The 16,424-nt window shown below is 47.4% G+C and carries 14 protein-coding genes and 2 tRNA genes; 9 read left to right on the top strand and 7 right to left on the bottom strand.

Annotated features, from left to right (window positions below; translation table 11 throughout):
* Nucleotides 1–4 precede the first annotated feature (4 nt).
* Together VNK96_08820 and VNK96_08815 are read right to left on the bottom strand one after the other, a co-directional pair.
* Nucleotides 5–469 carry a hypothetical protein gene (locus VNK96_08820; GenBank protein HWP31803.1) on the bottom strand — a complete coding sequence of 155 codons (465 nt, stop codon included), beginning with the start codon at nucleotides 467–469 and terminating at the stop codon, nucleotides 5–7.
* A 43-nt stretch (nucleotides 470–512) separates the two neighbouring features.
* Nucleotides 513–1,088, bottom strand: coding sequence for a sigma-70 family RNA polymerase sigma factor (locus tag VNK96_08815; protein HWP31802.1), 576 nt, complete (start codon nucleotides 1,086–1,088; stop codon nucleotides 513–515).
* A gap of 158 nt (nucleotides 1,089–1,246) precedes the next feature.
* Here VNK96_08815 and VNK96_08810 point away from each other — a divergent pair, with 158 nt between their 5' ends.
* A complete protein-coding gene (locus VNK96_08810; protein HWP31801.1) occupies nucleotides 1,247–1,771 on the top strand; it encodes an adenine phosphoribosyltransferase in 525 nt (174 codons plus the stop codon).
* Between the two features lie 14 nt (nucleotides 1,772–1,785).
* Here VNK96_08810 and VNK96_08805 read toward each other — a convergent pair whose 3' ends face one another.
* Both VNK96_08805 and VNK96_08800 read right to left on the bottom strand, forming a co-directional pair.
* Nucleotides 1,786–3,018 (bottom strand): ABC transporter permease, encoded by a 1,233-nt coding sequence (locus VNK96_08805; GenBank protein HWP31800.1) that lies wholly within the window; start codon nucleotides 3,016–3,018, stop codon nucleotides 1,786–1,788.
* Nucleotides 3,015–4,634 carry an efflux RND transporter periplasmic adaptor subunit gene (locus tag VNK96_08800; GenBank protein HWP31799.1) on the bottom strand — a complete coding sequence of 540 codons (1,620 nt, stop codon included), beginning with the start codon at nucleotides 4,632–4,634 and terminating at the stop codon, nucleotides 3,015–3,017. The genes VNK96_08805 and VNK96_08800 overlap by 4 nt, the downstream gene beginning before the upstream one ends.
* Before the next feature lie 130 nt (nucleotides 4,635–4,764).
* Between VNK96_08800 and VNK96_08795 the strand changes: the two genes are divergently transcribed.
* Together VNK96_08795 and lipB are read left to right on the top strand one after the other, a co-directional pair.
* A tRNA-Arg gene (locus VNK96_08795) sits at nucleotides 4,765–4,840 on the top strand.
* A 78-nt stretch (nucleotides 4,841–4,918) separates the two neighbouring features.
* Nucleotides 4,919–5,608: a lipoyl(octanoyl) transferase LipB gene (lipB, locus tag VNK96_08790; GenBank protein HWP31798.1), complete on the top strand. Its 690-nt coding sequence runs from the start codon at nucleotides 4,919–4,921 to the stop codon at nucleotides 5,606–5,608.
* Between the two features lie 76 nt (nucleotides 5,609–5,684).
* Here the strand turns inward: lipB and VNK96_08785 are convergent, their stop codons facing one another.
* A complete protein-coding gene (locus tag VNK96_08785) occupies nucleotides 5,685–5,945 on the bottom strand; it encodes a hypothetical protein (protein ID HWP31797.1) in 261 nt (86 codons plus the stop codon).
* A 47-nt stretch (nucleotides 5,946–5,992) separates the two neighbouring features.
* On the opposite strand from VNK96_08785, the gene VNK96_08780 reads away from it, so the two are divergent.
* Together VNK96_08780 and selB are read left to right on the top strand one after the other, a co-directional pair.
* On the top strand, nucleotides 5,993–6,895 hold the full coding sequence (locus tag VNK96_08780; GenBank protein ID HWP31796.1) for an isoaspartyl peptidase/L-asparaginase: 903 nt from the start codon (nucleotides 5,993–5,995) through the stop codon (nucleotides 6,893–6,895).
* Between the two features lie 86 nt (nucleotides 6,896–6,981).
* Nucleotides 6,982–8,847, top strand: a complete 1,866-nt coding sequence (gene selB, locus VNK96_08775) for a selenocysteine-specific translation elongation factor (protein HWP31795.1) — start codon at nucleotides 6,982–6,984, stop codon at nucleotides 8,845–8,847.
* Between the two features lie 148 nt (nucleotides 8,848–8,995).
* Here selB and VNK96_08770 read toward each other — a convergent pair whose 3' ends face one another.
* Nucleotides 8,996–9,541 carry an outer membrane beta-barrel protein gene (locus VNK96_08770; GenBank protein HWP31794.1) on the bottom strand — a complete coding sequence of 182 codons (546 nt, stop codon included), beginning with the start codon at nucleotides 9,539–9,541 and terminating at the stop codon, nucleotides 8,996–8,998.
* Nucleotides 9,542–9,664: 123 nt separating this feature from the next.
* Nucleotides 9,665–10,627, bottom strand: a complete 963-nt coding sequence (locus tag VNK96_08765) for a matrixin family metalloprotease (GenBank protein HWP31793.1) — start codon at nucleotides 10,625–10,627, stop codon at nucleotides 9,665–9,667.
* A 198-nt stretch (nucleotides 10,628–10,825) separates the two neighbouring features.
* Between VNK96_08765 and pckA the strand changes: the two genes are divergently transcribed.
* The 4 genes from pckA (at nucleotide 10,826) to polX (ending at nucleotide 16,074) form a co-directional block, all read left to right on the top strand.
* Nucleotides 10,826–12,367: a phosphoenolpyruvate carboxykinase (ATP) gene (gene pckA, locus VNK96_08760; GenBank protein HWP31792.1), complete on the top strand. Its 1,542-nt coding sequence runs from the start codon at nucleotides 10,826–10,828 to the stop codon at nucleotides 12,365–12,367.
* Nucleotides 12,368–12,479: 112 nt separating this feature from the next.
* Entirely contained in the window at nucleotides 12,480–13,982 is a 1,503-nt protein-coding gene (locus VNK96_08755) for a hypothetical protein (GenBank protein HWP31791.1), read from the top strand.
* A 35-nt stretch (nucleotides 13,983–14,017) separates the two neighbouring features.
* Nucleotides 14,018–14,091 (top strand) — tRNA-Gln (locus VNK96_08750).
* A gap of 132 nt (nucleotides 14,092–14,223) precedes the next feature.
* Entirely contained in the window at nucleotides 14,224–16,074 is a 1,851-nt protein-coding gene (gene polX / locus VNK96_08745) for a DNA polymerase/3'-5' exonuclease PolX (protein ID HWP31790.1), read from the top strand.
* The last annotated feature ends 350 nt before the right edge of the window (nucleotides 16,075–16,424 follow it).

The raw sequence follows: 16,424 nt of genomic DNA, 5'->3' as shown, positions 1-16,424 counted from the left end.
GAAATTACCCGTCGTTCGGTAAAAACGTTTTTGGGGAGTCGGTAGGAGTTTCGAAGATCGTAAAAGGCGCAGTATGGACATCTACTCGAGCCGTGCCCGTTGGATCTCCTTGATTGATTTTTGGTTGGATTGTGAGGATTTGGAGCAATGCCAAAAAGATAACAGCGCCAGTGACTGCACCGACAAGAGCTAATTGCGTTCCGTACACTTTTTGAGATTGCAATTCGTTGCGTCGTGCTAACATAACCTTGTCTGTAAAATTTTCACTTCCAGAATAGTTTGAAGCGCTTTTTCGCAGTGCGCTTAGGCTGGCTCTCACTTGTGTTTCGTAAGCGCGGCATGATTCACATCGAAGAGGATGCTCGATGGTAAAAATTCTATCGTTAGACGAAGCAGAAGAAAATTCATCCGCCCCTATAAGGTATTTGAATTTTTCGCATTCGCTTTTTCTAAAAAATTTAAAAAACATGTTTCTTAGTCCACCGTTTGTCCATTACATAAAAAATTACGAATTACTCTATATCTCCGGCCCTGCCTTCGTTGGCAGAGAGCCATAAGAGCCGGAATCGTTCTCGTGCTGTATGAAGCCGTGAACGGACCGTCCCGATCGGAACCTTCATCACAGCCGCGACCTCTGAATAACTCAATTGTTCGACTTCTCGAAGGAGCAGAGTAGTTCGCAAATCGGGGGGTAATTTTTCGAGAAGTTTGCCGACGAGGAGACGGGTCTCTATTGTTCCGTTGACTAAAGGCATAGTCGGCTCGAGCGGCGAGGTCTCCGCTCTTTTGAGTCTTAGGTGGTCTACGCAGAGACGCACGCAAATTCGGTAGATAAAGGAGGCGAAAGCCCTATCGTCTCTCAACCTGTGAAGTTCTCGGAATGCCTTCAAGAAACTTTCTTGGGCTATGTCCTCGGCTTCGGTAGGATTGTGGAGAATGTTCGATGCCGTCCTGATAAGGCGAACTCTATGCCTGTCTATGAGTTCACGGATGGCCTCTTCATCGTCCTGGCGAGCTCGAAAGACGAGTTGAGCCTCGTATTCTCTCGGGTCAGTAAGTAGAGCTTCCTGCGCTCTTGCAAAAATCATGAAATACCTCTGGCTAAGTGCCTAACAATAGTTTACACCTCTTTTTCTTTCTAAGGAAGGATTTTGCAAGGGGAATTTTTAAAAAAGTTCGAAAAATCGCCCTGAAATTTTTTCCAGGGGTAGGGTTTATCTACGCACGGGGTATATATTCGCCTGGAATGCCTCTCGAACTCAAAGCAAAGCAATTGGTGCGCGATATCCCGGATTTTCCTACGGCCGGCATCATTTTCAAAGACATCACCCCGATATTGTTAGATCCACATGCGTTTCGTGAATGTATTGAGCATTTTTGTGAGATTGCTTCAGAAATGCGTCCCAACATCATTGTCGCAATCGAATCGCGGGGGTTCCTTTTCGGCGCTCCGATGGCGATAAAGTTGGGTTTACCGCTGGCTGTAGTTCGTAAATTGGGCAAATTGCCGCATAAGACGATTTCCGAAGAATACGCGTTGGAATATGGGACGAATACCGTGGAAATGCATGCGGATGCCATTAACGGAGATGATAATGCGGTCGTCGTTGATGATTTGTTAGCAACCGGAGGAACTGCTTTAGCAACTGCTCGTCTCATCGAGCGTTTGGGAGGCAAGGTCGCTGGGTTTTGTTTTTTAATCGAATTAACTTTTTTGCCAGGGCGGCACACGTTGCGCGGTTACGACGTTCGTTCTCTCATCGAGTATTAGAATCTGATTAGATTTCATTCTGCTCTCAAAGCGACAATCGGATCGAGAGAGGCGGCACGCATCGCGGGATACATTCCGAACACTATCCCCACACTTGCGGAGAAGGCAAGCGCGAACAAGGCAGCCCAAACGGGAAAGGAAACCATGAATCCCGTCCCCCCCATTATTCCCATTGCTTTCGTAGCCGTAGAGCCTGCGTAGCCAATCAACCAGCCTAAACCCATTCCAATCATTCCCCCAGCAAGAGAAAGAGTCGCGGATTCCACCAAAAATTGCATCAAAATCGCAGTGCGGGTCGCCCCCACTGCTTTGCGAAGACCAATTTCACGTGTTCGTTCCGTTACGGAAACCAGCATAATGTTCATGATTCCAATCCCCCCCACCAATAGAGAGAGTGCAGCGATTGCACCTAAAATTATTCCTGCAACTCGGATGATGGCTCCGAAAGTTTGCAAAATAGAACCGCGAGAATCCAAGCGGTAAATAGGGCGGTTTCCGGATTTTCGCATCATGATTTGCCACACCTCGTCCATCGCCTGTTCCACCGTTACACCAGGTTTCGGGCGCATTAAAATTAACATGAGGTCGTCCCCCCCTAACCATTTGTCTTGAACCGTAGTTATGGGAATCAACAACGCTCTGCCAGTTCCTTCGCCCATGAACTCGATCTCCTCCAAAACCCCCACGACTTCTAACGTGATTCCAGGAAGAAGAATTTTTTTACCAATCGGTGATTCGCTTCCGAACAAACGACTTCGAATCTCGACCCCTATCACGCAAACGTTGTTTCGTTCTTTGATGTCCTTTTCCGTTAGATGGCGACCTTCGATAACCTTTAGGCGGTTCAAGGTGGGGAAGTGTTCGTCAACCGCTTGTATTCTCGGATTCGACATTTCTTGTTCACCGTAGCGCACGGTTCGTCCACCGATTTCGTTATAAGCGGAAGCAATTTCGATGAGTTGTGAGCGATTGCGGATATAATCGAGGTCGCTCATACGAAGATCTTCGATCCCCCCCGTGGTTTGCCCTCGCATACGTCGCCCTGGGTCATAAAATAGAAAGATCGTGTCTGCGCCTAATCGAAGGAACTGAGTTTTGAGATAAAGTTGAAACCCTTCGGACAACATGAAAATAATCGTAACGCTCATCACGCCAATAATCACACCTAAAATCGTCAAGACAGCGCGCAACTTATGAGCGAGCAACATATCGAGCGCAATGAGAAACGCTTGAATAATTCCTGTCATTCTTCCCCGATTTGAATTGCGCCTTTTCGCGGAGGACCTTCATACGGTGGCATTACGACGGTTTCTCCTTCACGAACCCCGGAAAGAATTTCCATGTGGGTTGCGCTCGAAGCACCGACTCGAACTTCACGACGTTCTGTCGAAGGCGGCTTCCCCTTTTTAGGAACTTCTTTCGCTACCATAACATAGAAGCCTTTCGAATCCTTTCCGACGTATTCGATGGGGACTTTGAGAACGTTTTTCTTATCGAGCACTTTTATCGTGCATTTCGCCGACATTCCGGGTTTGATTCTCGTATCGCGTTCCGTCAAGAGCACTTCGACACCGTATTTTACGACGGGAGATGCTGTCGTCGCTGTCGCTTCTACCACATTCGCAGGAGCAATTTTAGAGATGACTCCTGAAAATTTTCTATCGGGGAATGCGTCGATTTCGATTTCTGCTTTCATTCCTTTGCGTATTTTCGCAACGTCTATTTCGTTGACTTCCAACTTCACCCGCAATTGGGAAAGGTCGGCAATCTCCACGACGGTCGTCCCCCCCGTGAAGCTACTCAATGCCGTTACTAATTCACCAGGCTCGACGAGTTTTCGCGTTACGACGCCGGAAATCGGCGCACGGATTTCCGTCTCGCTGAGTTGACGCAAATTATCGGCGACGGCTATGCGAAGTTGTTCGGCTTGGGCTGCCGCTTGTAAAAGAGATTGCCTTTCCAGTTCCACTCGATTCAGGTTATTTTTCGCTTGCTCATAAGCCGCTTTTGCTTCTCGATATTCTTCATTGCGATTTTTGTCGAGTTCGGCATTTGCAAGCGCTTGATTTAACGCTGCCTCCGCCTGTTTCACGTTTTGCTGGGCGTTTTTCACCTCCGTTTCATGACGCGATTTAAGTCTTGCTAATGCATCTTGCGCCTGTTGATAATTCGCTTCGGAAAGTTCCATCTGTGTACGAGCGTCATTTACTGACCTTTCCGATACGTACCCTTTTTGGTATAACGAAACTTGCCTTTCGTAATTTCTTTTATCGTTTTCGAACGTCGCTTTCGCTTTCCGAACTTCTGCTTCTGCATTTACGCGTTCTCTGGGATGTGTGGTCGAAATTAGAAGTTCGAGAGCCTGTTTTGCTTGTTCATAAGCCGCACGCGCTTGTTGTATGGAATTTTGACTGAGAGCCGGTTGAGTTTCCATTGCGCGTTTCGCCTGAAGATAGCGTGCTTCTGCACGAACGAGTTCTTCCTTCAGTTCTTTTTGCAGGATAGGGATATTTTTTTCCGAGCGCCTTACGACGCTTTCAGCGCCTTTCAATTGTGCGGAGGTTTGCTCGAGTTGCAAACGTAGTTCTTGCGGGTCTATTTTCCCGATGAGGTCACCTTTTTCGATTCTGTCCCCTTCTTCGACGACAATTTCGGAAACGCGACCTGAAACGCGGCTTTTTACTTCGACATGAGTTACCGCTTCGATATTTCCGGATTCCACTACCGTAACGAGCAATTCGCCTCGCTCTACTTTAGCGGTTTGAGGAGCGGAGGCTTCCTCACTTCCCGGGCGAAGGCATCGGAATCCGATAAAGCCGATAACCACGATAAGAAGCGCGAAAAGAAACAGCCTTTTCTTCATGAGATAAAAGAGTATGCCCGCAGAGGAGTTTTTTTTGCGCAATAAAATGAGGTTTGTATGTAACGTCGGCTAAATGTCATACTCATTATAAATTCGTGTTTAAACAGGCGGAAGTTGCAAACATCATAGCGCGCCCGTAGCTCAGCGGAAAGAGCGCCTCCCTCCGGAGGAGGAAGTCGGGGGTTCAAATCCCTTCGGGCGCGCCAGATTCTTAAAAGAACTTTTATTCCAAAAAAGATAGTTTTTATGATAATCTTGAAAAAATGTGCGAAATTCCCTCTGCAATGAAACCTTTCTCGGACCGTGAAGAGAAATTGCTTCCACATAAAATTCGAGCACAGGTGAAATGGCTCGGAAGGGTGGGATATGAGGAGTGTTGGGAGGTTCAGAAAGATTTCGCCAAGAAAAGGGCGGGCGTGGAGATTTTCGATACGTTGCTTTTCGTCGAACACAACCCAGTCATCACATTGGGTGCTGGGTTTCACCAAGAAAACCTTTTGTTGCCCTCGGAGGAATACGCAAAGCGGGGAATCGAGATTATACGAACAGACAGGGGGGGTGACATCACCTATCACGGTCCCGACCAATTGGTGATTTATCCCATTTTCGATATCCGCGAACATTCCAAAGACGTGCATGAATGGCTGAGACTATTGGAGGAAGCGGTGATTCGAACCGTACAACGTTTTGGAATCGAAGCGCATCGCTATCCGGGTTATACAGGTGTTTGGGTGGGGCAAAAGAAAATCGCTTCGATAGGAATCAAGGTGAGCCGGTGGATCAATATCCATGGAATAGCGCTGAATTGTAACAACGACATGACTCCTTTCTCCTGGATTGTTCCATGCGGAATCGTCGGTCATCCAATGACTTCTTTAAAATTAGAGACGGGAAGAGATGTCACGATACATGAAGCGATGCGAGAAGCAACTGCGGCATTCGAGGAAGTTTTTCATTTGGAATTCTATTCGTAGAAGCGACATTAGTACGATTCGTTTTATAAGACATCGGAATTTATAAGATATCGGAAGTCGCTTACCCAAAAGGAAGTTATTTTTGATTTTTGTTATTTTTTTTATTGGGTTTCGAAGATTTTTCGTTCTGTTTTTTTTCGGGTGTCTTCGTTTGTGGAACGGGACAGGCTTCGCCTTCTAACGGTACACCCCCCTCACAGCATGTTTCGCAAACCCATCCGCAATTGGCGCACTGTATGGTGCCTGCCACTTCGACGAGATAAAGTTTTCTTCCGCATGCCGGGCATATCGGAAACGGATACCATGTCTCGGGATGGTCGTTCGCGGGTGACATCATTTTATTCTTGCGAAAATTATAGATGAATTTATGGCAAACTTTAACCTATGTCCGTTCTTTTCGTTTCGACTTGGCGAGATGCGGGTGAGCCGTGTGTTCGGAGGGCTTACGAAACGTATTTGGAAACGCGAGATTTGCTCACTTCTTGTGAAAGAGGCCTCATAGAAGTCGAGATGGACCCCTCTTTCCGCGCGGTGGGTTTCGGCTCTTTGCCGAATGCCGATGGAGAACAGGAACTAGATGCCGGAATTATGGATGGTAGAAATCTCGAGGCAGGTGCGGTGTGCGCAGTTCGAGGAATTGTTCCTGCGATTTCATTGGCGCGAAAAGTTATGGAGAACACTTCCCACGTAATGTTAGCAGGAGACCAAGCGAGGAGATTCGCTGAGCGGTTGAATTTTCAACCTATGTGTCTTCATTCGGAATACAGTTTGCGAGAATACGAAAAATGGAAGCGAGAAAAACGGGAAGCGGAAGTCGCTCATCTCGTATCGGATACCGTAACTATCGTAGGATGGGAGAGCGGTAATTTCGCCGACGGGATTTCAGGGGGGGATGATGCGCACCTGGTCGCTGCTTGCAGTACGAGCGGTCTCGCTTGGAAAATGCCGGGGCGCGTTGGTGATTCTCCGATTGTCGGTGCTGGATTTTATGCCGATGATGAGGCAGGAGCGGCGGGGGCGACGGGTATCGGCGAGGATATATGGCGTTTCATGCTTTCCTATCGTGCAGTAGAGAACATGCGCATTGGAATGAATGCAAAAGAGGCATGCGAAGATGCGATACGCAGAATGATTCGAAGAAAACCGGAAACAAAAGAAAAGTGCAATGTGGTTTTCGGAGTGACACGCTCAGGAGATTGGGGAGCGGCAGCGAGCAAAGACGGTTTCGTTGCGTGGGTTTGTCGAGACGGAGAAATCCAAAGCCACTCTATTCCGGGATTGAATTGATTTATGGGGGGGCATTTTTCTATTCAAATATTTTTCGTATATAACGCAGGCAGTGGCTTATACCGTCCTTACATAATTGAAATCTTATGGCGTATTTGATTGGCACTGCAGGACATGTAGACCACGGCAAAACGACGTTAATTGCTGCACTCACGGGAATAGACACCGACCGCTTACCCGAAGAAAAGACGCGAGGGCTTACGATAGATATCGGTTTTGCATATCTTGATTTGCCGGAGATAGGGAGGGTGAGTATCGTTGACGTTCCGGGTCACGAGCGATTTATAAAAAATATGCTTGCAGGCGCGTGGGGAGTGGATGTGGCGCTGTTGTGTGTCGCTTCGGATGAGAGCGTGATGCCGCAAACGCGCGAACATTTCGAAATTATTCGCTTACTGGAAGCGAGGAAAATGGTCGTTGCGATGACGAAGTGCGATATGACAGATGAAGAAACACAAGACATCGTGGAGATGGACATTCGTGCGTTGCTCGAAAATACACCCTATGCCGAATCGCCGATTGTTCGTGTTTCTGCGAAAGAGCGAGTGGGGCTGGATGCTTTGAAGAAGGCTCTTAGCGATGCAATCTTGTCTTTAGGTCCTCGGGAAATAGAAGAAAAGAGTTGGTTTTTACCGATTGACAGGGTATTTCGTGTGGGGGGGCATGGCACGGTCGTTACAGGCACGTTAGCCAAAGGGAAAGTTCGTGTCGGAGATGAGGGAGTAGTGATGCCCGGCAATAGGAAAGTGCGTATTCGGAACATTCAAGTTCATGGAGAATCCGTAAAGGAAGCAGAAGCCGGACAAAGGACAGCATTGAATGTCGCAGGCATCGAGATGGAGGCGCTGCATCGAGGACAAGCGATAGGTTCGCCTGGTTCTTTAGTAGAGACGAAATGTATAAATGTTCGTTTGGTTTCGATAGAGAAACCCAAGCACGGGGAGCGAGTGAGAGTTCATATCGGTTCAGGTGAGTTTTTCGGGAAATTGATCCTCTTCGATGCAGCGCCTGGATATGCTCAAATTCGTTTCGAAGAGGCGGTTGCCTGTTCGAAGGGGCAGCGGTTCGTGATACGAAGGTATTCACCCCCCATATTATTAGGGGGGGGAGAAATCGTAACGCCTAATGCGCGTATTCGTAGAAAGAGCGATCCGACCGTTAGGGAACTTTTCACTAACGAGACAACGGATAGTGTGCGAAGTGTAGAAGAATCCATTCTCGCAGAGGTCGAGAAACATCCAGAAGGTGTGGAGACCTCCGCGATTTGCGAGACATTAGGCAGAACACCGCAGGAATTAGGAGAAGCCTTCGAGAAATTGAAACAACAGAATAAAATTCTGGGTTTCGCGGGAATTTGGATAACTGCGGAAAATTATAAGAACCTTGCGGAGAGGATTCGAAAAATTCTTTATACGCTTCATGAAAAAGAGCCAACATTGGCGGCGATTCCGAAGAGTCGCTTGATTCAAGCATCGGGGATTAGTTGGAACACCAAGTCGTGGGACCGTTTCTTATCGAAACTGAATGAAGACGGATTCGTTCGCCTGATGGGGGGGGACGTTCGGCATCCCGATTTTGCTATCCAGTTGAACGAAAGACAAAAAGCGCTATTAGAACGTGTCTTGGAAGTGATGAATTCTCGTGGAGCGATTGCGCCGAGTCCATCAGAGGTGGCGAACGAATTGCGTATTCCCCAGCAAGCGGTAGAAGAAATTTTCCGTCTCGGAATAGAATTGGGGGTGCTCGTGAAATTGGATGAAGGGCTCGTTTATTCTAAAGAAACATTGGAACGATTGAAGGATACGGTTCGAAAACTCGGTCCGAAATTTACGGTAGCGCAATTTCGAGACGCGACGAAATCCTCTCGCAAATACGCCCTGCCGATTCTGCAATACATGGACGAACAGCGTGTTACGAGAAGGGTGGGGGAGGAACGCGTCGTAATTGGATAAGAGACGGAGAGAGAAAAAGTCTCGAGAGTGGAGGGAGTAAGAAGTGGAGAGAATAAGAAATAGAGGCGATTAATACTTATTCATGTGCGTTAGCAAAAAAACGCACAATCGGAAAACCGATTGTGCGTTCTAATCGGAATACTGAGGTTTAGACTCTCACACCGAGAGAGAAATAAAAACCGGTGTTGTCTATACTGGTGACTTCGGGCATAAAGAAATAGCCGAGTTCGAATGCGGCAGGAATGTTCGTTGTCTCCGCACCGAAATCGAAATCGTAACCGATTCCTATGAATCCACCGAAGTCAGTCTCGTCGACGCTCCCGCCATTGCTCAACTCCGTGTTGTATGCACCGGCAGCAGCCTTGACATAGAAAGGTTGGGCTCCTCGTGCTTCGCCCAGGTTGAATTTAATCCCGATGTGCCCACCGAAAGTTCGGCTGTCGAATCCGTCGGAGCCCCAAATTCCACGCGCTCCGACGAAAGTCATCGAGTTCTCGGTAACACCGATGATGTAATCGATTCCGAGAATAAATCCTATATCGAAACCTGCGTCATCGTGGTCACCTGTCCAAGAGGTGAGGCCAACAGAGATTTCCCATGGCTTATTGGCTTCGCGCATCTGAGCAAAAGAGATGCTCGAAAACGCAATTAGCGCTGAGAGAACCGAGATGGAAAGGAATATCTTTTTGAACATGTTTGCCTCCTTGCATTTTATGCAAATGGGTTGAAAAGGCATTATAGAGTACCAAAGAGGGATTTTTCCACTTCTTTAATCTCTTCTACCTATTTACGCCTGTAGGCATCCGAAAATCACCCCTCATCTTGCTTTCGGGCAGTAAAGTGATCGAGTGGTGGACGGTCCGGGTGGAATGCCTGAGGGTCCTATGCCGGGAAGAAATAGCCAACAATAACCCGTCTTCATCGTGTTCGTGTCTCGTATCGTCAAATAATGAACGATGCCGAGAGCTTGCGAAGGGTACATGACATCAGAAGGTTGGTCACTATGGCCATAAATCCCCATAGCGTGCCCCATTTCATGAGCAGCGATTTCTTGGATATCCCCGTCGAAAAGCGGAGTGTCGTTATAAGTCGTTCGGATTTTCATGTCCACGACCGGAAGAAGAACATCTCCGCTGTACGTGAATGAGGTAATTCCTAATGTGTTGCCAGAGAGAGTGGGTGTGAAGGAAACGCGAATATGAGCATCGTTCGGGTTTGTCGTAATCACCCAATGAATTACACCGTTCGTGCTCGAAGTCCATTCGTCGAAACCTGCGAGGGCAATAGCGCGTAGCGAATCAGTGTAGTATTGGTCTTGGACGAAATATACATTTACCGGAATGCCAGGCCAATGGAGCAAGGCGGTTAGGTTGTATACGTAATTCGGTAGGAATTCGTCTCCATCGCATGTTCCCGTATCGTATACAGCAGTGACAACCACATCGCTATAGAGCGTGAGTTGTAGTGTATTAGATGTGGTCGTGCCCCCCCATGAGGTTTGCCAATGAGTAAAACGAATCCCATTGACATCCGTGGGTGCAACGAGTACTACCTGTGTGTTCGAATCGAAGATTCTTTGAAAAGGGGTAACTCCGTCAGTTTGCCCTGTGGTATCTGCAGGGGAAACACTGATGGGTATTCCCGTGAGCCCTGCGGACTGAATTTGCAGGGTCACCAAGGACGAAGTGCTCCCGGTACTTCCTCCTCCACCGCATCCCCATAGGACGAGAATACCGATGAGGAGGCTCCAGAGCGACCAAAGAGGTGGCAGTCCTAACACTTTCCTCGAGTAAAAGATGGAGTTTCTCCGTGCCGGTATAGTTATCTGGCTTATAAAATGATTGGTCATTCGCCTCGACTTTTCCAGTTAGAAGCGCCCTTTTCGCCTGCTTTCGGAGAATTTTTTTTGAATGCGAGGTAAGATAGGAACGACTACTAAGGCGGTTCATTAGAACTGCTCCATCCTTGGAGAACCGATTTGGCTATAACAGCAGAACCTTTATCGTCGCATTTCGAGTTGTCCAACGCGAAATCTATTTATGCAAATCTTCCCGCGGCAGAACTCGTAGAGCATGCGATTCGGAACAACGAAGGGCTTCTCGCAGATAATGGGGCTTTAGTAACGCGCACTGGGAAATTTACGGGACGAACACCATTAGATAAATTCATCGTAAGAGAACCTTCGAGTGAGGGACGTATTTGGTGGGAAAACAACAAACCTTTCGATGAGGATAAATTCAATAACCTGAAAGCGAAAGTCAATGAATATTTACGGGGGAAAGAACTTTACATCGTAGATACGTTTGCATGCGCAGACCCGCGTTATCGTATAAAAGCGAGATTCATTACACAAAAAGCATGGCACGCTCTTTTTATTAAAACGCTCTTGCTTCGTCCGACTGCTGAAGAGTTGGAGTATTTCGAACCGGATTGGACGGTAATCAACGTTTGCGAGATGCAGGCGAATCCTAAAGAGGATGGAACTCGTTCCGAGGCATTTATTCTCATTCATTTTGCGCAAAAGTTGGTCATGATCGGCGGAACGCATTATGCGGGTGAGATGAAGAAATCTATTTTTACGATCATGAATTATCTACTCCCGGTAAACAATATTCTCAGCATGCATTGTTCTGCGAATATGGGTTCTTCGGGCGATGTGGCACTGTTCTTCGGTTTGAGCGGCACAGGCAAAACGACTTTGAGCGCAGATCCAGAGCGTCGTCTCATCGGAGACGATGAGCACGGCTGGAGCGACGACGGAGTTTTCAATATCGAGGGGGGATGCTATGCAAAATGCATCAAACTCTCGAAGGAGAGAGAACCGCAGATATGGAATGCGATTCGCTTCGGTTCTGTGTTGGAAAACGTAGTTCTGCGAAAAGACAGATCGCCGGATTATGATGATGCTTCTATAACAGAGAACACGCGATGTAGTTATCCTATCGAATATATCGAAGGGGCTGTCGTGCCGAGTGTGGGGGGGCACCCGAAGAATATTTGCTTCTTGACCTGCGATGCCTTCGGCGTTCTTCCTCCGATAGCGAAGTTGAGCGAAGAGCAGACGATGGAACAGTTTTTGTTAGGCTATACGGCGAAAATCGCAGGGACGGAAACGGGAATTACCGATCCACAGGCTACATTCAGCACTTGTTTCGGCTCGCCTTTTTTGCCGTTGCACCCGAACGTCTATGCAGAAATGTTGGGAGAGAAAATTCGAAAACACAAAACTTCGGTATGGCTCGTGAATACGGGATGGACAGGGGGGGCATTCGGAGTGGGTCATCGAATTCCTTTGCCTGCGACTCGCGCGTTGATACGTGCCGCTCTTTCCGGAAAATTGAATGGAGTGGAATTTCGAAAAGACCCGATTTTCGATCTCGAAGTTCCCGTCTCTTGCCCAGACGTAGATTCTAAGTTGTTGAATCCGAAAGACACATGGCAGGATAAAGAAGCATACGATGCCAAGGCACGACAATTACAGGCAATGTTCGAGGAAAGGATTTCGAAGCTTAGAGGTTAGTTCTTAAAGAGCAGCCACACTTCTAGCAATCGCCTTATTTAGCCACCTGGATTTCCTGAAAGTTTTTTCATCACGAAAGAGGCGCGTTTCCCATCCGTTATAATTCTCTTTCATGAAAGTAGGAGTGATTACATTCACCGATGGCCGCAAGAGGGCGGCGGATATTCTCGAAAAACAGTGCTTCGAATTTCAGCGAAAAGTTGCAGATTGGTTGCGGCGGGAAGGGCATGAAGTCGTCGAAGGGGAATTCATCAGTTGGAATTACCTGACTGCCCGGCAAAATGCTGCACGTATGATTGAGCAGAAATGCGATGGAGTGATTTTCAATTTTTGCGTTTGGGCGTTTCCCGATTTTGCGGCACAAGTGGCGAGAGACCTTCATGCCGCAAATATTCCTATTTGCTTTTTAGGGAACATCAACCCGGGCTTTCCTGGATGGGTAGCGTTCTTTGCTGCAGCAGGTTCTCTTGACGAATTCAATGTGCCATTCGGACGAGTTCTCGGCGATTTAGAAAACGAGACGGTTGCTCGCGAAATGCGAGAATGGCTTTTTAGGCACGAACCAGATAAGCGAAAGAAAGGCGAAGCAGCAGCAAAGCGGCTGTTCGGTTTGCGATACGGAGAATTCGATGGTCCGAGCATGGGGATGTATACCGGGCACATCGACCCGAGCCAATGGATGAAGCAATTCGGAATTCACGTGTTTCACCGTTCACAATTGACTCTTGCATGGCTATCCGATGAAATCGCGGACGAGCGAGTGGAAGAGGGTCTCGAGTGGTTGAAACTCCACTGCGGCAAAATCGTATGGAATCCCGAGCGATTGAGAGATGGGCTCGATGGACACCTCGCGAAACAAGTTCGTTTTTATCTCGCGTGCAAAGATTATTGCAAAGAAGAAGGTCTGGACTTCATCGGATTGACAGGACAACTCGATTACACAGAATGGAAGAACGGAATCACCATGGATGTTCCAGAGGCATTATTCAATGACACGACAGATTGGGAAGAGCGGAAGAAAAAGCCTTTGATATGCGCAACGGAGTGCGACAGCAATGGCGCACTCACCATGCAGATTCTTCACCATTTGAGTGGGACACCTGTTTTGTTTGCGGATTTGCGGCATTTTTTCAGTATTGAAGACATCCGCGCGGCTGGAGGGAAATTCGATGGTGAAGGTGTGTACGACTTGGTGAACAGCGGTCAACATGCGCCGTGGTTCAGCAAACGTTCCGAAGATTACAGAATCAATTGGCGTGAAGTGACCTTGCATCCGAGCAATCCTCTCTATTTCCCCTGCGGAGGTGCTTCTGTGGAGTTCTTTGCAGACCCAGCAGATAAAGTTACTTTTGCGCGGCTTACGAGAAAGGACGGTCGTTATCGGATGCATTTTTTCACGGGTTCGTTCGTGAGATTCGGAGAAGAAGTGGATAGGAAACTCTCCGCGCAGACGAGTCCCGAATGGCCTCATTGTTTTGCTGTTTTCGATGCACCTCGAAAAGATTTAACGAAGATGTATTCGAGCAACCACATCCATGCAGTTTTGGGGGACTACATGGGGGAACTGCAGGCGGCTTGCGAAGTGTTGGGTATCGAGGCGATTCCGATGTGTTGACGCATCGGTATACTTTCACATAGAATGCATACGTTTGCCCCCTAGTTTAATGGCAGAACGACTGACTCTGGATCAGTTGGTTGGGGTTCGAGTCCCTGGGGGGCAGCCAAGGCTTTTCGAGCGTATTTATAAGAGGCTCGACTGAATAAAGGTGATAAATTAATTCGAGAATGAGGTCGAGTAGATTCGTTTGCGACTTTACGAATCACTTCGTGTGAGTAAAAACAAGTGATAAAAAACAATGCCGAAAACTAAACAAGTAACTAAACAAGTTTCCACACGTGCAATTAAAACCGCCGAAAAAAGAGAAGTCGGAGAAACTAAAAAAGAACAGACCGCAGAAAAACAAGCGGTCGATAGGGTGGAAAACTACGAGGTCGCAGATATTTTCGATAGAGTGGCGGATTTTTTAGAACTTTTGGATGAAAATCCCTTTCGCATCCGTGCATATCGAAACGCTGCGCGCGTCGTGCGCGGATTGGCGACGCCACTTTGGAAATTAATAGAAGAAGGCGCAGACCTCGACAAATTGCCAGGAATCGGAAAGGATTTAGCGGGCAAGATCCAAGAAATCGTTAAGACGGGCACTTTGACCCAATTGCATGAATTACAAGCGAAACTTCCTCCTTCATTAGTGCAATTGATGGAATTACCGGGGTTAGGACCGAAAAAAGCAATGGCTTTGTATCGAGAATTGAAAATAGAAACAGTGGAGCAATTGAAAGAGGCAGCGCAGGCAGGAAAGATTGCGGGGATTCGAGGATTCGGGAAAAAGACCGAAGAAAACATCTTACAAAGCATCGAACAATTTCAAAAGCAATCGGGAAGGTTTTTATTGAGCGAAGCAGACCAACACGTCGTTCCTCTTTTAGAGTATATGCGCAAAGCACCAGGAATCGAAAGAGTAGAAGCGGCGGGAAGTTATCGTAGACGAAAAGAGACGGTAGGCGATATCGATATTCTCGCCATCGGGAAGCAAGCAGATTCGATAGTCGAGCATTTTACGAAGTATCCGAAGATAAGCAAAGTATTGGCTGCGGGGGGGACGAAAGCGACGGTTATTTTGGGGTCGGGTCTGCAGGTCGATTTGCGCGTTCTTCCGAGAGAAAGTTACGGTGCCGCATTGTGTTATTTTACGGGTTCGAAGGAACATAACATCGCTTTGAGAAAGCTCGCACTCGAAAAAAATCTTCGCGTTTCCGAATATGGTGTATTCAAATTAAAAGGGAAACGTCAAACAGGAACGATGATTGCAGGAAAAGAGGAAAAAGATGTATACGCAGCATTGGGACTCGCTTGGATACCCCCGGAGATGCGCGAGAACAACGGAGAAATCGAACTCGCCGCAAAGAACGCATTACCGAAATTGATCGAACTCGATGACATCCGCGGTGATTTGCAGATGCACACGAAGTGGTCGGATGGAAAAAACACTATCGAGGAAATGGTCGAGGCATGCATCGAACTCGGATACGAATATATGGCTATAAGCGATCACAGTAAAGCCTTGGCAATGACGAAAGGCTTGGGACCGAAAGAACTGAAACAACAATTCAAAGAAATCGCGAAGGTGCAAAAAAAACATCCGAAAATCAAAATCCTGAGGAGTTTGGAAGTGGATATTCATGCGGATGGAACGCTGGATTTAGACGACGAATCACTAGCGGCTTTGGATTTGGTTGTGGTTTCCGTGCATTCGCGTTTCAATTTGCCATATGCGCAGCAGACAGAAAGGATTCTGAAAGCGATTCAACATCCGGAAACGAATATTCTCGGTCATCCGACGGGTCGTCTTTTGGGTCAGCGCCCCCCCATGGAATTCGATGTGGAGAAAGTCCTCAAAGCTGCGAAGGAGTATAACGTAGCGGTCGAAATCAATGCACAACCTGAACGATTGGATTTGATGGACAATTATATTAGGGTCGCACGCGAATTGGGAGTGAAAATGATTATCAATACGGACGCACACAGCGTAAGCGAGTTGCGCATGATGCATTACGGCGTGGAGCAAGCCAGAAGAGGATGGTTAGAGAAGAAACACGTTTTGAATACGCAGTCTTTCGATAGTTTTATGAAAAGTTTCAAAAAATAAATAATTCCACACAGTTTGTATGCCTCGACTGCTTTTGGATGCCTCAACTGTTCCTGCAGTTGAGGCTTATTTTTTTCCATCAGGAATGTGTACTTACACTGCTCCTGCAATCGAGGGGTGCCAATAGTTGCTTTCTTATCCCCATTTTCCCATGCCTTAGATAATGAAAATTTTTTGTATGCCTCAACTGCTCCTGCAGTTGAGGCTTATTTTGCTCCATCAGGAATGTGTACTTACACTGCTCCTGCAATCGAGGGGTGCCAATAGTTGCTTTCTTTCCCCATTTTCCCATGCCTTAGTAATGAAAATTCACTCTATAACGGCAAAGGATGATAAATCGAGCTAACCTA

The sequence above is a fragment of the Fimbriimonadales bacterium genome, from assembly GCA_035559795.1.
Taxonomy (GTDB): Bacteria; Armatimonadota; Fimbriimonadia; order Fimbriimonadales; family ATM1; genus DATMAR01.
The sequence above is the reverse complement of the archived record's forward strand: the minus strand, read 5'-3'. Positions and strand labels throughout refer to the sequence as shown.

Coding starts and splice junctions, on each gene's coding strand:
- VNK96_08785 (HWP31797.1), bottom strand. CDS start 5,945: ATGATGTCACCCGCGAACGACCATCCCGAGACATGGTATCCGTTTCCG.
- VNK96_08780 (HWP31796.1), top strand. CDS start 5,993: ATGTCCGTTCTTTTCGTTTCGACTTGGCGAGATGCGGGTGAGCCGTGT.
- VNK96_08820 (HWP31803.1), bottom strand. CDS start 469: ATGTTTTTTAAATTTTTTAGAAAAAGCGAATGCGAAAAATTCAAATAC.
- VNK96_08815 (HWP31802.1), bottom strand. CDS start 1,088: ATGATTTTTGCAAGAGCGCAGGAAGCTCTACTTACTGACCCGAGAGAA.
- VNK96_08800 (HWP31799.1), bottom strand. CDS start 4,634: ATGAAGAAAAGGCTGTTTCTTTTCGCGCTTCTTATCGTGGTTATCGGC.
- VNK96_08770 (HWP31794.1), bottom strand. CDS start 9,541: ATGTTCAAAAAGATATTCCTTTCCATCTCGGTTCTCTCAGCGCTAATT.
- lipB (HWP31798.1), top strand. CDS start 4,919: ATGAAACCTTTCTCGGACCGTGAAGAGAAATTGCTTCCACATAAAATT.
- VNK96_08805 (HWP31800.1), bottom strand. CDS start 3,018: ATGACAGGAATTATTCAAGCGTTTCTCATTGCGCTCGATATGTTGCTC.
- polX (HWP31790.1), top strand. CDS start 14,224: ATGCCGAAAACTAAACAAGTAACTAAACAAGTTTCCACACGTGCAATT.
- selB (HWP31795.1), top strand. CDS start 6,982: ATGGCGTATTTGATTGGCACTGCAGGACATGTAGACCACGGCAAAACG.
- VNK96_08755 (HWP31791.1), top strand. CDS start 12,480: ATGAAAGTAGGAGTGATTACATTCACCGATGGCCGCAAGAGGGCGGCG.
- VNK96_08810 (HWP31801.1), top strand. CDS start 1,247: ATGCCTCTCGAACTCAAAGCAAAGCAATTGGTGCGCGATATCCCGGAT.